The following is a 12,907-nucleotide window of genomic DNA, read 5'->3' as shown; positions in this document are numbered from 1 at the left end:
CATCACCCAAGGCTCGCCCTGTTTTGGTCGAAATGCGGCGGCACTCTGCGCCGGAGAAAAGCCCCTGGAGATGCAATGCCATTCGATCCGATCGCCCCGCCAGAGCCCCCATCCGACCGCGCCAAACCATTGAAATCCCTCTTCACTCGGCGATTCGCCCGTTTGACATCCCGGTTCCGCCACAAGGAGACGCCGGACCTCGACAGCCTGACCAAAAGGATCCTGCTGCCCGCCCTGCCGATCAGCGACGAGGAACTGGCCCGCGCCACGCATCAGGACAAGGGCCAGAAACTTGCCCGACAAGAGCAGTGGGAGGATCTCGCGGAACTGATCGAATATGCCGATTCGGCCCGCCTGCGCACCCCGGGCGGGGAAGCCGCCACACGCCTGCTGGCCTATGGCGCGCGCGCCGATGTCGTCAGCGCCGCCGAAGACGCGCTGCATGACCGGGCAGAGCCCGACCCGAGCGGCATCGAGGCGCTGGAGGCGGTCCATGCCGACTTGCCCAGGTGCTATCCGGTGGCACTCGTGCTCGCGCATGCCCATGTCGATATCGGCCTGGCCTGGCGCGCCACTGCGAAAGACCCGCGCATCTCGGCCCACGAGCTGCGCTTTCTGGAGCATTTCCAGCGCGCCGAGGCGCTGCTCGCGCCGTTTGACGGGCCCGATCTCGATGCCCCGTCGCTGGCCGCCGCGCAATGCGCGTTGCTGGCGGCGCGGCCCACCCCGCGCCTGCGCGTGGCCGATGACTACGCCACGCTGATCGACCTCGACCCCGACACGCCCCGCCACATGCGCGCGCTCGGCGAGGCGCTCCTGCCGTCGCGCTACGGCGATTACGACAGCCTCGATCTCGAGGCGCGGCGCACCGCCTCGCGCACGCAGGAGGTCTGGGGCGCGGGCGGCTACACCTGGGTCTATCTCGATGCGCTCGCGCGCGATCGCGGCGCGCTTGCCCGGCTGGAGGCCGATTTCTTCATCGACGGGTTGCGCGATATCGTCGCCCGCCGCAGCAATCAGCATGTCGTCAATCAACTGGCCGCGTTTTGCGGGCTGGTCATGGCCCCGGCGACCGGCACCGTGGCGCTGCCCGCCGCGCAGGAAACCACCCGCGCGCGCATCCAGGACTGTCTCGGCTGGCTGCTCGAGAACCACTTGCAGGAACTGCATCCGCTGATCTGGTCGCAGACCCTGCTCAGGCCGGGTCTGACCCCCGCGCTTCCGTCACGACGCGCGCTGATCGCGCGCGGGCGGCAAGCGGCGCTGCGCGTGATCGCCGCCCGCTTTGCCGACGAAATCGCCGGCGGAACCTCGATCGCGTTTTCCAGCGCAGGCATGTACCGCCTGCCAACCCTCTGACCGGCTGGATCAGGGAACGCGGTCCGGCACCATTAACAACCTGAAGTTGTGTTCCAGACCAGACGACGTGACGGGCTCCCTGCCTTCACATCCCGTTGACCAAAGCTGACAAGCGCGTGACACCCCGCGTTAACCGGTTGCCTTTTGCGCATGACTTGCCACCTTGTAGGAAATGTCGCAGCGGAGGGGGACGAATGAGATACAACCCTTGGGTGATACCCGTGCTCGCGGTCTGGCTGTCCAGCCCCGCGATTGCGGCCGATGCCGAGCGCGGCGAACAAATCTTCCGCGATTGCCGTACCTGCCATTCGGTGATCGACGAGACCGGGCAGCCGGTGGTGCGGGGCGGGCGCACAGGCCCCAATCTCTATGGCGTCATTGGCCGCCATGCCGGAAGCGTGCCGGGGTTTCATTATTCCAGTTCGATGGAGACAGCCGGACAGTCGGGCCTGCGCTGGAACGAGGCGGATTTCGTGATCTACGTAAAGGACGCCACCGCCTTTCTGCGCGACTATCTCGACGATCCGGAGGCACGCGGCAAAATGGCCTACAAGCTGCGCGACACGCAGAAGGCCCGCGATGTCTGGGCCTATCTCGAACGTGTCGCCATTCCCGAAACGAACTGAGCCGGACCGTCACAGAGGTCAGCCCGCGCTGCGCATGCCCCGATCCGAGGGCGAACCGGGCGTATGAATCCTCGAGCAGCCACGCCCCGCATCCTTGGCCGCATAGAGCACCTGATCGGCATCGGCCATCATCTGGCCGATATCGAGTGTTTCGTAAAGGCAACTGAGCGTCGCCCCGATACTGGCCGAAACCCGGCAGGTCGCGCCGTCATGCTCGATCGGCTCTTCAAGTTTCGCGATCAGGCGCCGCGACAGGTCCGCCAGAACATCGCGCGCCTGCATCCCGTCAAGCACCAGGATGAACTCATCCCCCCCCACCCGCGCAATCACATCGCTCGGGCGCACCAGCGACAGCATGCGGCGCGCGACAATCTGCAACACATGATCTCCTGCCGCATGGCCATGGGTATCGTTCACCTGCTTGAAATAATCGAGATCGAGATGCACAAGGGCGAAACCCTCACCGCTCTGCGCCATGCGGTCGAGCACGTGATCCAGCGCGCGCCGGTTCTTGAGCCCGGTCAGCGTGTCGGTAAAGGCCTGTTCCTGCGCCGCGATCCGCGCCCCTTCCAGCCGCAGGTTGAGCTTGCGCGACTCCTCCATCGCCGCCGATTTCGCCTCCAGCATATAAAGCATTTCCGTGGTCAGGTCGGTCGCCGCGAAATCCGCCCCGGTCAGGCCGAAATCGCGCACCGCCTCGATCACCGAGATGCCGAAGGACAGGTTGACCAGCGCGCCACGTCCCTCCGCCATGTCGAGCGGCGCCAGAACCCCCTTGAACGCATGCAGCGGCCCCGCCCGCAGCCGCAGCCGCAAGCGTGCCCCGTCGAGCGCCAGCAGGCCCGCCATGTCCTGCACCCGTGCCGGGCGCACAATCTCGAACAACTCGAGAAATCGCGCCCCCGTCACCGCACGCTGCGCGATCACCTTGGACAGGGTGGGCCCCGCCTGCACGATGTGGCCGGTCGGCCCCAGCACCGCATGCATCGGGCAGATCCGGTGCAGCACCGGCTTGACCGCCTCGGGGGTCACCTGTCTCATCCCGCCTGCCGCCCCGCCCCCAGATCGAACGCCCGCCCGCTGGCAAAGCCCTCGTCCAGCAACCGCACCTCGATCAACTCCTCCGTCCCGGTGGCACCGCGATGCTCGAGGACCACCAGCGCGCCGTAATCGTCTGCCATGGCACGCAGAACGCCCATCACCACCGGGCCAAAGCGCAACCCCTTGCAATCGTGCAAGCCGACCTCCAGCCGATACAGCCCGGCCCCCTGCGCGTGCAGGCAAATGGGCGGCAGATCGAGATCCGCCACCGCCAGCCGCGCGCGCTCCGGCAGATCCTCCAGCGAATGCAGGAAATCGGCGAAATCGACGCCGCTGAAGCGCAACAGACGTCGGATCGGCTCCACCTTGGGATGCGACACCAGATAGGTGCCGACATCCTCCAGCAGATCATCACGTGACCGCCGCAACCGGCCACCGAGCGCCGCAAGCACCTGCTCCGTCACCTCCGGCTCATAGCGCATCAGCGGCTCGAACTCGCTATAGCCCAGATCGAGCCCCGACATCACCTCCTGCCACAGCCCGTCGCCATAGCTGTCGCGGGCAAATCTTTCCAAGGCGCGGTTCACCAACCCGTGCATGACATCTCTCCCCTCGTACCCGCGCAGCATGGCAACCAATCGTTAACATTCGCTGAACGGCTGACCACCGGCACACGCACGGCGCTTGCCAAGGATCGGCCCGGTTGCTACATCTGCCCCATCCGTTGGGGTGCCCCGCTTGTCGGGGCTGAGAGGCCACCCGGCCAACCCACCGAACCTGATCCGGCTCGCACCGGCGTAGGGAACGGAGTCCGCGCACGCGCGTCCCTCCCCCATGCCCGCGATCCGCCCGACCGAAAGGCCGCCCATGCGCCCCGACGCGCCCGCGCTCACACTCGACGGCACCGCCCGGATCGGCGGGTTGCACGTCTTTGGCCCGCTGCACCTCACCGTGCCCGCCGGGCGCATCACCTGCCTGCTCGGCCCGTCGGGCGTGGGCAAGACGACGCTCCTGCGCCTGATCGCGGGCGTCGACGACGTGACCGATTTCACCGGCACCATCACCGCCTCCGACGACCGCCCCCTTGCAGGGCGCATGGCGCTGATGGCGCAGGGCGATCTGCTGATGCCGTGGCTCGACGTGCTCGGCAATGTCACACTCGGCGCGCGGCTCCGGGGCGAGGCGCGCGACCGCACCCGCGCCCGGCGCATGCTCGCCCGCGTCGGGCTCGAGGATCACGCCCATAAACGCCCCGGCGCGCTCTCGGGCGGGCAGAAACAGCGCGTCGCCCTCGCCCGCACCCTGATGGAGGATCGCCCCGTTATCCTGCTCGACGAGCCCTTCTCCGCGCTCGACGCGCGCACCCGCACGCAGATGCAGGATCTGGCGGCAGAACACCTCAAGGGCCGCACCGTGCTCATGGTCACCCACGACCCGGCCGAGGCCGCGCGCATGGGCCACGCGATCCATATCCTCACCGAGACCGGGCTGGAGGACGTGACACCGCCCCCCGGCGCCGTGCCCCGGCCCGTGGACGATCCAGACACCCTCACCGCGCAGGGCCGACTGCTCGCGCGCCTGCGCGCCCCCGCCTGAAAGGACCCCCCATGCGCCCCACCGATCACCTGCAATCGCTTTGCGCCGAGGACTGGCAGGCCGCCACCCGCCACGCCTTCACCGATCAACTGGCGGCGGGCACCCTGCCCGAGGAGCGCATGCTGGCCTATCTGCGGCAGGATTATCTCTTCATCGACGGCTTTGTGCGGCTTCTGGCCTCGGCCATCGCCCATGCGCCCACCCTCCCCGACGCGATTCCGGCTGCGCAGTTCCTCGGGCTGATCTCGGGCCCCGAAAACACCTATTTCCTGCGCGCGATAGAGGCTCTGGGCGGTCAGGCAGAGCCCGCCGCCCCGGCCCATCCCGTCACCGCAGACTTCCAGACCGTCATGCGCGACGCCGCGCAATCGGGCCGCTATGAACAGATGCTCGCCGTGCTGGTGGTCGCCGAATGGTCCTATCTCGACTGGGCCACGCCGCATGCCGACAAGGCGGATGACCTGCCGTTCTGGTTCGGCGAATGGATCACGCTCCACAGTGGCGACGGCTTCGAGGGCGTGGTCGCCTACCTGCGCGGCCAGCTTGACGCGGTCTGGCTCGGCCTCTCCCCCGAGGACCAGCGCGCGGTCGAGGCAACCTTCACCCACGCCACCCGGCTGGAGCGCGCCTTCTTCGACGCCGCCCTCGCAGGCTACCCCGAAGCATGAGCCGCCTGATCACCATCGCCACCTCCACCGCGCTGGCGCTGGCGCTCTGGCAGGCGCTGGTGGTGCTGGCCGCACTCCCGCCCTTCATCCTGCCCGGTCCTGCCCGCGTGGCCGAGACCCTGTGGGCCAGCCGCGCGCTGATCCTGGAACACGCAGGCATCACCGCCGCCGAGGTGCTGATCGGGCTTGCCCTCGGCGCAGTGCTCGGCGGGCTCTCGGCCATCGGCCTCGCCGCCTCGCCCCTCGCGCGCCGCCTCATTCGCCCGATGATGGTCTTTTCCCAGGCGATCCCGGTCTTCGCCCTCGCCCCGATCCTCACCCTCTGGCTGGGCTACGGCCTCTGGTCCAAGATCGCCATGGCGCTCCTGATCATCTACTTCCCCGTCACCTCGGCCTTTTTCGACGCGCTGATGCGCACCCCGCAGCACTGGCTCGACCTTGGGCGGATCATGGGGGCGAACGGCCCGCGCCTGATGTGGCACATCCGCGTACCCGCCGCCCTGCCCGGCTTCGCCTCGGGGCTGCGGCTGGCCGCCGTCTACGCCCCCATCGGCGCGATCATCGGCGAATGGGTCGGGGCCTCCAAGGGGCTGGGTTACCTGATGCTGCTGGCCAACGGCCGCGCCAAGATCGACCTCATGTTCGCCGCCCTCATCGTGCTGGCGGTGTTCACGCTCCTGCTGCACATGGGCGTCGACCGTGCGTGTCGGCGGTGGCTGGACGGGGCGGCGGCGGGGTGAGTGCGAAGATTTGTGAGGGGTGGGGCGGCGTGAGGCTAGAGTCCGCTTGGTGCCCTCCCAACCTTTGTTGCGCGTTGAACCAATGTCAGATTCGGCGGGATACTCTTCGATGGAAAGGTATTCTTTTGCCATTCTCAGACTGACTTCGCGCTGTATTGCGCGTTCAGTTTCCTTTCGTCTACCGGGTCCACGGGGCGCGTCTTGATGCTTTGCGCGAAGCGCACAACGTAGCCGTCTGGGTCAGAGATCAGGAACTGGCGGCGCGTGTCCATGCAATCGGACTTCCAGATTTCGTCTTCGTACATTTCTACCAGCGGCTTTACGCCGCGAGAGAGAACTCTCTCGTAAAGCGCGCTCGCGTCGGGCACCATGAATTGAAGGTTCATCCCGCGACCATAAGGCTGGTTCATATCTTCCGGATGCCATGGCACCCAATTCCCATCCAGATTCCAGTGAGCAATCATGATTTGTGCTCCGTGCAACGAAAGGTAAGCGTGCGGATCGCCCCCCCGTTGCTGAGCGATGTCGAAGCCAAGCACATCGGTGTAGAAGTCCAGTGAAACTTCGAAGTTCGAGCACCACAGCTCCGGGACAAGCGAGTTGATCAAAAAAGTCATCCAATCCTCCCAGTATTCAAGGCAGTTGCCAACGTCTCTGGCCAGGCTGAGGTTACGCAAATTCCCTTCCATGACAGGCAGGGATTTGCCGCGTCGACGCAACCGGCAGCAACGTCCGCACAGAGGTCGCTCAGAAATTCATTCCCAAGCCTCAGCCCACCTTCTTCTTGGTCCAAATACTCATTCCCCGACCGCCAACCCCGCACCGCCGGAATACCGACAGAATACCGACGCACTACAGCCCCCGCTTTCACCCCCTCTTCAGAAATCCGTCGGGGCCCCGCCCTCGGCCTTGCGACGCTCGACAAACGCCGCCAGTTCCTCGCGGATACCCGCGTCCATCGGCGGGGCCTCGAAGCCTGCGATGATGTCCTGAAACACCTGATGCGCCCGTGCGGGCGTCCAGACGGCCCCCGCCGCCTCCCACGCCTCGTAGTTGCGCCAGTCGCTCAGGAAGGGCGCGTAGAACGCCGTGGTATAGCGGTCCTGGGTGTGCTGGATGCCGAAGAAATGGCCCTTGTCTCCGACCTCGCGGATTGCGTCGATAGCGATCTCGTCAGGGCCCGTCGCGGTCAGCATCGGGTCCATATACCGCTGAATATGCTGCAATATTTCGCAATCCATGATGAATTTCTCAGGGCTTGCGATCAGCCCGCCCTCGAGCCATCCGGCGGCATGATAGACCATGTTGGCCCCCGCCTGCACCGCCGACCACAGGCTGTTCGAGGTCTCCCACATCGCCTGCCCGTCGGGCACATTGGCGGCACAGACCCCCGAGGCCCGCATCGGCAGACGATAGAACCGCGCCAACTGCCCGGTCATCTGCGTTGCGCGCATGTATTCGGGCGTCCCAAAGGCAGGCGCGCCGGATTTCATGTCGACATTCGAGGTGAACGTGCCGATCGCACAAGGCGCACCGGGCCGGATCACCTGCGCCAGCACCACCGCACAGAGCGCCTCCGCCAGCGATTGCGCCACCGCCCCCGCCATCGTCACCGGCGCCATCGCCCCGGCCAGCGTGAAGGGCGTCACCACCAGCCCCTGCCCGCGCCGCGCCAGCCGCATCCAGCCGTCGAGCATCGGATAGTCGTGCTTCAAGGGCGAGGTCGAGTTGATGTTGGTATACATGCGCGGCGTCGCCTCGAATTCCTCATGGCTCAGCCCCCCCGCGATGCGCACCATCTCCATCACGTCCTCGACCCGCTCTTTGCCGAGGCAATAGGCATGCGCAACCTTGTCGGTCAGCGTCAGCTTGTCGTAGAGCACATCGAGGTGCCGGACGCTTGCGTGGATGTCCTGCGGCTCCACCGGATAGCCCCCAACGAAATGCACGCAGTTGAAATACTGGCTCAGTTTCAATAGGTTCTGGCACATCTCGCGGGTGCCCGTCACCTTGCGCCCGATCTTCATGTCCCAGTAACTCGGCGGCGAGGAGACATTGCCGAAATTCAGGTGATTGCCGCCGATGGTCAATTGCCGCGCCGGGTTGCGCGGCGTGATGGTCCAGCTTTCCGGCGCTTTCGCGATCATCTCCATGACGAAATCGCGGCCCATGCGCACGTTCTCGCCATTGATCTCGCAACCACCCGAGGCGCGCAGGATCGCAACCGCCTCGGGGTTGAGGAATTCGATCCCGATCTCTTCGAGGATGCGCATCGCGCCGTCATGGATCGCCTGCACCCCCTCGGGGCGCAGCGGTTCGGTGGGCCGGTCGGTATTGATCGGCGGGTTCCACGGCATCTGTTCGATCACCGCCGTGCCGCGCCGCGCGGCACTGCCCGCACGCCCGCCTGTCCGTTTCCTGCGCTTGAGATCCTCGGCCATGTCACGCCCTCCCGGTGCTCGTCCCGGTCAACGAAACACCGCGCCGATGCGCGCCACATGCCGCTTTGCGACTTATCTTGTCGTTTTTGCCTTGGCCGCTTTCACGTTTGCAGCGCGAGCCGCCGTCGTCCGGTGTGCCAGAGGTAAATGGCGAGGCTGCCGACCACGATCACGCCGCCCACCAGCATCATCGGCGTCGGCTCCTCGCCCACCCCGATCCAGACCCAGAGCGGCCCCAGCACCGTCTCCAGCAGCAAGAGAAGGCTGACATTCGAGGCATGGGTATAGCGCGACGCGAGCGACAGCGAGAAGAACGACACCGGCAGGATCACGAGGCCGCAGACCACGATCGCCCAGACCGTGCCCTCGGCCATCTGCGCCGGGCCGGTGATCGCAACGCCGGTCACCCCGGCAAGCGCCGCCCCCAGCCCGATCAGCAGCGGAATCGGCAGATCGGAGCGCGCGCGCAGGATCACGAAGTTGAGCGCCAGCACCATCGCCACACCCAGCCCCGCAAGCGCCCCCAGAAGCGCATCGGAAGTCAGCGTCACCGCCCCCTTGCCTCCAAAGACCGCCAATGCAATGCCGAACAGCACCACGATGATCGTCACCCATGTGGCGCGGCGCGTCGGCTCTCCGATGATCAGCCGGGCGAAGATGGCGGCAAAGACCGGCACCGTCGCCACCGCCAGCAACATCACCGCCACCGGCGCATGCGCGATCCCGAGGCTGAAGAGCGTGGCGTTGAAATACTGACACACCACGATGGCAAGGCCAAAGCCGCTCCCGATCAGGGCAAGATCGCGCCCCTTGCGGCGCGATGACAGCGCCCAGAGCGCCACCATCACTGCCCCCATCAACAGGCCACGCCAGCCCACCATCTGATAGCCGCCCATGCCCGAGAGCCGCATGAAAAGCGCGTCGGGCGTCAGCATCAACGCGCCGAACGTGGCGAGCAACAGGCCGAACAGCGGGTGGCGCGTCATGCCAGAAGCCAATCCGGCAGATGTCCGATATCGGGCAGCACCGCATCGGCCAGCGACGCAAGATCAGCTTCCACGGCCGTGCCGGTCAGCACACCCACCGTCTGCATCCCGGCGGCGCGCCCCGCGATCAGGTCATGCGCGCTGTCGCCCACCATGACCACGCGATCAGGCTCCAGCCCCATGGCGCTGGCAAAGGCCAGAAGCGGTCCGGGCGTAGGCTTGGCCCCATGCCCGGAATCGAAGCCGGCGACAAAGTGGAAATGCCCCAGAACGCCCGCCGTTGTCAGATGCGCCCGCGCGCCATATTCGGTATCATTGGTCATCACTCCAAGCCGCAATCCGCGCGCTGCCAGCCCGTCCAGGAAAGGCACCAGCGGCACGGCGGGGGCAAGCGGAGCCTCGGCGGCACTGAGCATGAGATAGGTCTCGATCTCGTCTATCGCGCGCCCCGGCAACGCCTGCGCGAGACATTCGGCGACCTCGCGGTTGGTGCAGGCGATGATCGGGCTGGTGGGCCGGAACGCACGCGTCGCCAGATCGTATTGTGCCACCTCGGCGATGCGCGCCATCACCCGCGCCTCGCCACCCGCCAGATGGTGTATCACATCATGCGTCCAGCCACTCCAGGTGGCATGAAAATCGAAAAGTGTGCCGTCCTTGTCGAAGAGGACCCCGTCGGCGCGACTCATGTCCAGCTCATCCGGGCCCCGCCAGGCAGGGCGGCACGCGCCATCATCGGCGTCTCGTAGCTCAGTCCCTGACTGTCGCAGAACCCCACCACCCAGGCATCGTCCATCATCAGAAAATCGAGCACCGCACCAAGAAACTCGGGCTCGGTCGCGCGCGACCGCATATCGGCCTCGGAGGCCCCGGTTGCCCCCAGGAAGACCGGGAGGAGTTCTTCATTTCCCGCAAGCCAGCCCAGGGCCTGCAAGGCGATCGTTTCGGCGGATTCCTGCTGCATCTTCATTCCGGTTAATTTCTGGAAAGGTTTTCTTAACCTCTGCCATGGATAGTCAACCTCATGCAAAGGGCAAGTCAGAAAGGCGTTGCGCCCATGTCAGGGAAAATTCTGATCGTCGATCAATTGGCCACCAACAGGATCGTCCTGAAGGTGAAGCTTTCCGCCACCCCCTACAAGGTGCTGCAAGCCGCCACCGCGCAGGAGGCGCTCGACATCGCCGCACGGGAGCGTCCCGATCTGATTCTCTCGAACAGCACGGTTTCGGGCCTTGCCCTGCATGAGTTCGTCGCCGCGCTGCGCGGCCTTGACCATGTCCGGGGTACCCCGATCATGCTGCTTCAGGCCGCCTGCTCCCGCGAAGAGCGTCACGCCGCCTTGCAATCCGGCGCCGATGATATCCTGACCAAACCGGTATCCGAACCGCTTCTGCTCGCGCGCTTGCGCAACCTTCTGCGCCAACATCACAGCGACCATGAACTGGCTGCGCAGGCGATCGGCGGGACACAAGGCGCGGGCTTTGCCGATGCGCAGTCCGATTTCGTCACCCCGGCGCGCGTCGCGATCGTCGGCCATAGCCGTGCCGACGCCCTTGCCTTGCGCGGCCAGATGATCCGGCAGAGCGGCCATTCCTACATCGCCCTGACCCTCGATGCCCCAACCCCTCCGGACGCGACCGACATCTACGTGATTCACATCGACATGGCGCAGGCCGAGGACGGGTTGCGCTTGCTTGCCGATCTCAAGGCGGCGCAGCGCTCCCGCGCCTGCCCGGTGATCGCGCTGCTCGGGCCCGATGCCACGTCGCTCGCGGTCACCCTGCTCGATATCGGGGCCGATGACGTGCTCACCGGTCCTGTCGATCACGTCGAACTCGGCTTGCGCATCGACAACCACCTGCGCCGCAAGCGCCATCGCGAGGGCTTGCGCGCGCATCTGCTGTCGGGTTTGCAGGCGGCGATCGTCGATCCGCTGACCGGGGCCTACAATCGCCGCCACGCCCTGCCCTATCTGGATCGCCAGATCACAGAATGCCGCAAGACCGGCACCCAGTTGACCGTCATGCTGGCCGATCTCGATTTCTTCAAGGCGGTCAACGACCAGCACGGCCATGCCGTCGGCGATGCGGTCCTGTGCGAGGTAACCCAACGGCTGCGCGCCCAGTTGCGCGAGCAGGATATGCTCGCCCGGATCGGTGGCGAAGAGTTCCTGATCGTGCTGCCGGACACCCCCCGCAGCCGCTCTCTGGACATCGCTGAACGGCTTTGCGATGCCGTCCGCCAGATGTCGGTACCGCTGCCCGGAACGGGCAGAGCGATCGGCGTCACCATATCCATCGGCGTGACCGTGGCCCGGCATCGCCCGGGCCTGCCCGGCCCTGCTGTCGCGGGGCTGCTCGAAGAGGCCGATCGCGCGCTCTATCTCGCCAAGGCGCAGGGGCGAAATCAGGCGAGTTTCTGCGCCCGCTCGGCGGCCTGATCACGGCCCGCGCGGAACGCGCGGGGTGACTGACCCCAGGCGTCGATAAAGGCGCGGGTAAAGGCGCTGCGACTGGCAAATCCCACCTTCTGCGCCACCCGCTTGACTGGCTCGCGCCCCTCGCTCAGCATCTGTGCCGCGCGCGCCAGCCGCAACTCGCGCAGGAAGCCCATCGCCCCCTGCCCATAGGCCGCCTGAAACCGTTCGGCAAAGCGCGACCGGCTCATTCCTGCCACCTCGGCGAGGCTCTCGACGCCGTGTGGCGCGCCCGGATCATCAAGCATCGCACGCAGCGCCCGCCAGAGGCTCGGATCGGACAACCCGGCCAGCCATGTGACCGCCGGATCGCGCTCCTCCAGCCGCTGGCGCAGCATCTCGATCATGCATTGCAGCAAGAGCGCGCGGACCATCGCATGTGTGCCAACCCGCTCCGCGCTCATCTCGACCAGCAAGGCCGCCATGGCCTGCGCCGCCACCGGTGTGCCCGCCACATCGAGGCTCAGCGGCGCGCGCAGAAGGTCGATCAGCCCGTGTGTCGCCCGCAGCCCCAGCGAGATCGTCGAGCAGAGCACGATCATGTTGCCACCAGCCTCGCCGCGCGCAATGTGGGCCTCCAGGTCAAGGCCTGCGGGCTGACAGGCCGACAGCCCCACCTGCCCGCCGCCAAGATTGCACAGGCTGTGGCGCATCGCAGCCGGTACGAGAACCAGCCGTCCCGGCTCCAGCAGCAGTGGCGTGTGCCCGGGCAGCCGCAATTCCCCCCGCCCGCCCAGCACGTAATGCAGTGTCGCGCGCGGTGCCCGACCCAGCCCCAGGCTGCACGCCCCCTCCAGCGCACAGATTGCGAACGGGTCCGCGCTGATCTCCAGCTCGCTCAGGATACGGTCGTGATCGGCGTAGGTCGTCATGTCGGCAACTTGCCGGATCCCGGAACGAAAGGCACCAAAATAATCGTGGTTGCCACATATTCGGGACGCAAAGGCACGTCGATCCACCTAGCCTCGGGCTCG

The 12,907-nt window shown here is 66.3% G+C and carries 14 protein-coding genes and 1 riboswitch; of the genes, 6 read left to right on the top strand and 8 right to left on the bottom strand.

Annotated elements, in window-relative coordinates:
• The first annotated feature begins 162 nt into the window (after positions 1 to 162).
• The gene (locus ACSSV4_RS11150) at positions 163 to 1,359 is read left to right on the top strand and encodes a hypothetical protein (RefSeq protein ID WP_454275219.1); all 1,197 of its coding nucleotides are present in this window, start codon (positions 163 to 165) and stop codon (positions 1,357 to 1,359) included.
• A gap of 194 nt (positions 1,360 to 1,553) precedes the next feature.
• A complete protein-coding gene (locus tag ACSSV4_RS11145) occupies positions 1,554 to 1,985 on the top strand; it encodes a c-type cytochrome (RefSeq protein ID WP_454275218.1) in 432 nt (143 codons plus the stop codon).
• Between the two features lie 18 nt (positions 1,986 to 2,003).
• Here ACSSV4_RS11145 and ACSSV4_RS11140 read toward each other — a convergent pair whose 3' ends face one another.
• Positions 2,004 to 3,026: a diguanylate cyclase domain-containing protein gene (locus tag ACSSV4_RS11140; RefSeq protein WP_454275217.1), complete on the bottom strand. Its 1,023-nt coding sequence runs from the start codon at positions 3,024 to 3,026 to the stop codon at positions 2,004 to 2,006.
• The gene (locus ACSSV4_RS11135; RefSeq protein ID WP_454275216.1) at positions 3,023 to 3,625 is read right to left on the bottom strand and encodes a heme NO-binding domain-containing protein; all 603 of its coding nucleotides are present in this window, start codon (positions 3,623 to 3,625) and stop codon (positions 3,023 to 3,025) included. Before ACSSV4_RS11135 ends, ACSSV4_RS11140 begins: the two co-directional genes overlap by 4 nt.
• Positions 3,626 to 3,741: 116 nt before the next feature.
• A riboswitch (TPP riboswitch) is annotated at positions 3,742 to 3,847 on the top strand.
• Between the two features lie 46 nt (positions 3,848 to 3,893).
• On the opposite strand from ACSSV4_RS11135, the gene ACSSV4_RS11130 reads away from it, so the two are divergent.
• From ACSSV4_RS11130 to ACSSV4_RS11120, 3 genes are read left to right on the top strand one after another with little or no spacing between them, the layout of a single operon-like run.
• A complete protein-coding gene (locus ACSSV4_RS11130) occupies positions 3,894 to 4,622 on the top strand; it encodes an ABC transporter ATP-binding protein (RefSeq protein ID WP_454275215.1) in 729 nt (242 codons plus the stop codon).
• A gap of 11 nt (positions 4,623 to 4,633) precedes the next feature.
• A complete protein-coding gene (locus ACSSV4_RS11125) occupies positions 4,634 to 5,290 on the top strand; it encodes a TenA family protein (protein WP_454275214.1) in 657 nt (218 codons plus the stop codon).
• A complete protein-coding gene (locus ACSSV4_RS11120) occupies positions 5,287 to 6,030 on the top strand; it encodes an ABC transporter permease (RefSeq protein WP_454275213.1) in 744 nt (247 codons plus the stop codon). Before ACSSV4_RS11125 ends, ACSSV4_RS11120 begins: the two co-directional genes overlap by 4 nt.
• Positions 6,031 to 6,164: 134 nt before the next feature.
• Here ACSSV4_RS11120 and ACSSV4_RS11115 read toward each other — a convergent pair whose 3' ends face one another.
• From ACSSV4_RS11115 to ACSSV4_RS11095, 5 genes are all read right to left on the bottom strand, one after another.
• A complete protein-coding gene (locus ACSSV4_RS11115; RefSeq protein WP_454275212.1) occupies positions 6,165 to 6,647 on the bottom strand; it encodes a VOC family protein in 483 nt (160 codons plus the stop codon).
• A gap of 261 nt (positions 6,648 to 6,908) precedes the next feature.
• A complete protein-coding gene (locus ACSSV4_RS11110; RefSeq protein WP_454275211.1) occupies positions 6,909 to 8,471 on the bottom strand; it encodes a trimethylamine methyltransferase family protein in 1,563 nt (520 codons plus the stop codon).
• A 101-nt stretch (positions 8,472 to 8,572) separates the two neighbouring features.
• The gene (locus tag ACSSV4_RS11105) at positions 8,573 to 9,457 is read right to left on the bottom strand and encodes a DMT family transporter (protein WP_454275210.1); all 885 of its coding nucleotides are present in this window, start codon (positions 9,455 to 9,457) and stop codon (positions 8,573 to 8,575) included.
• Positions 9,454 to 10,146, bottom strand: a complete 693-nt coding sequence (locus ACSSV4_RS11100; protein WP_454275209.1) for an HAD family hydrolase — start codon at positions 10,144 to 10,146, stop codon at positions 9,454 to 9,456. Before ACSSV4_RS11100 ends, ACSSV4_RS11105 begins: the two co-directional genes overlap by 4 nt.
• Positions 10,143 to 10,427, bottom strand: a complete 285-nt coding sequence (locus ACSSV4_RS11095; protein ID WP_454275208.1) for a DUF3572 domain-containing protein — start codon at positions 10,425 to 10,427, stop codon at positions 10,143 to 10,145. The genes ACSSV4_RS11100 and ACSSV4_RS11095 overlap by 4 nt, the downstream gene beginning before the upstream one ends.
• A gap of 87 nt (positions 10,428 to 10,514) precedes the next feature.
• On the opposite strand from ACSSV4_RS11095, the gene ACSSV4_RS11090 reads away from it, so the two are divergent.
• Positions 10,515 to 11,897 (top strand): diguanylate cyclase, encoded by a 1,383-nt coding sequence (locus ACSSV4_RS11090; RefSeq protein ID WP_454275207.1) that lies wholly within the window; start codon positions 10,515 to 10,517, stop codon positions 11,895 to 11,897.
• On the opposite strand, the gene ACSSV4_RS11085 is transcribed toward ACSSV4_RS11090, so the two are convergent.
• The gene (locus ACSSV4_RS11085; RefSeq protein ID WP_454275206.1) at positions 11,864 to 12,805 is read right to left on the bottom strand and encodes an AraC family transcriptional regulator; all 942 of its coding nucleotides are present in this window, start codon (positions 12,803 to 12,805) and stop codon (positions 11,864 to 11,866) included. The two genes, ACSSV4_RS11090 and ACSSV4_RS11085, sit on opposite strands and share 34 nt — an antisense overlap.
• Positions 12,806 to 12,907 lie beyond the last annotated feature (102 nt).

It is taken from the genome of Roseovarius sp. MBR-154, assembly GCF_053628595.1.
Note: the sequence above shows the minus strand (reverse complement) of the source record. Positions and strands in the feature narration are given on the sequence as shown.

Coding starts and splice junctions, on each gene's coding strand:
- ACSSV4_RS11120 (WP_454275213.1), top strand. CDS start 5,287: ATGAGCCGCCTGATCACCATCGCCACCTCCACCGCGCTGGCGCTGGCG.
- ACSSV4_RS11135 (WP_454275216.1), bottom strand. CDS start 3,625: ATGCACGGGTTGGTGAACCGCGCCTTGGAAAGATTTGCCCGCGACAGC.
- ACSSV4_RS11115 (WP_454275212.1), bottom strand. CDS start 6,647: ATGACTTTTTTGATCAACTCGCTTGTCCCGGAGCTGTGGTGCTCGAAC.
- ACSSV4_RS11130 (WP_454275215.1), top strand. CDS start 3,894: ATGCGCCCCGACGCGCCCGCGCTCACACTCGACGGCACCGCCCGGATC.
- ACSSV4_RS11125 (WP_454275214.1), top strand. CDS start 4,634: ATGCGCCCCACCGATCACCTGCAATCGCTTTGCGCCGAGGACTGGCAG.
- ACSSV4_RS11145 (WP_454275218.1), top strand. CDS start 1,554: ATGAGATACAACCCTTGGGTGATACCCGTGCTCGCGGTCTGGCTGTCC.
- ACSSV4_RS11095 (WP_454275208.1), bottom strand. CDS start 10,427: ATGAAGATGCAGCAGGAATCCGCCGAAACGATCGCCTTGCAGGCCCTG.
- ACSSV4_RS11105 (WP_454275210.1), bottom strand. CDS start 9,457: ATGACGCGCCACCCGCTGTTCGGCCTGTTGCTCGCCACGTTCGGCGCG.
- ACSSV4_RS11085 (WP_454275206.1), bottom strand. CDS start 12,805: ATGACGACCTACGCCGATCACGACCGTATCCTGAGCGAGCTGGAGATC.
- ACSSV4_RS11100 (WP_454275209.1), bottom strand. CDS start 10,146: ATGAGTCGCGCCGACGGGGTCCTCTTCGACAAGGACGGCACACTTTTC.
- ACSSV4_RS11110 (WP_454275211.1), bottom strand. CDS start 8,471: ATGGCCGAGGATCTCAAGCGCAGGAAACGGACAGGCGGGCGTGCGGGC.
- ACSSV4_RS11090 (WP_454275207.1), top strand. CDS start 10,515: ATGTCAGGGAAAATTCTGATCGTCGATCAATTGGCCACCAACAGGATC.
- ACSSV4_RS11140 (WP_454275217.1), bottom strand. CDS start 3,026: ATGAGACAGGTGACCCCCGAGGCGGTCAAGCCGGTGCTGCACCGGATC.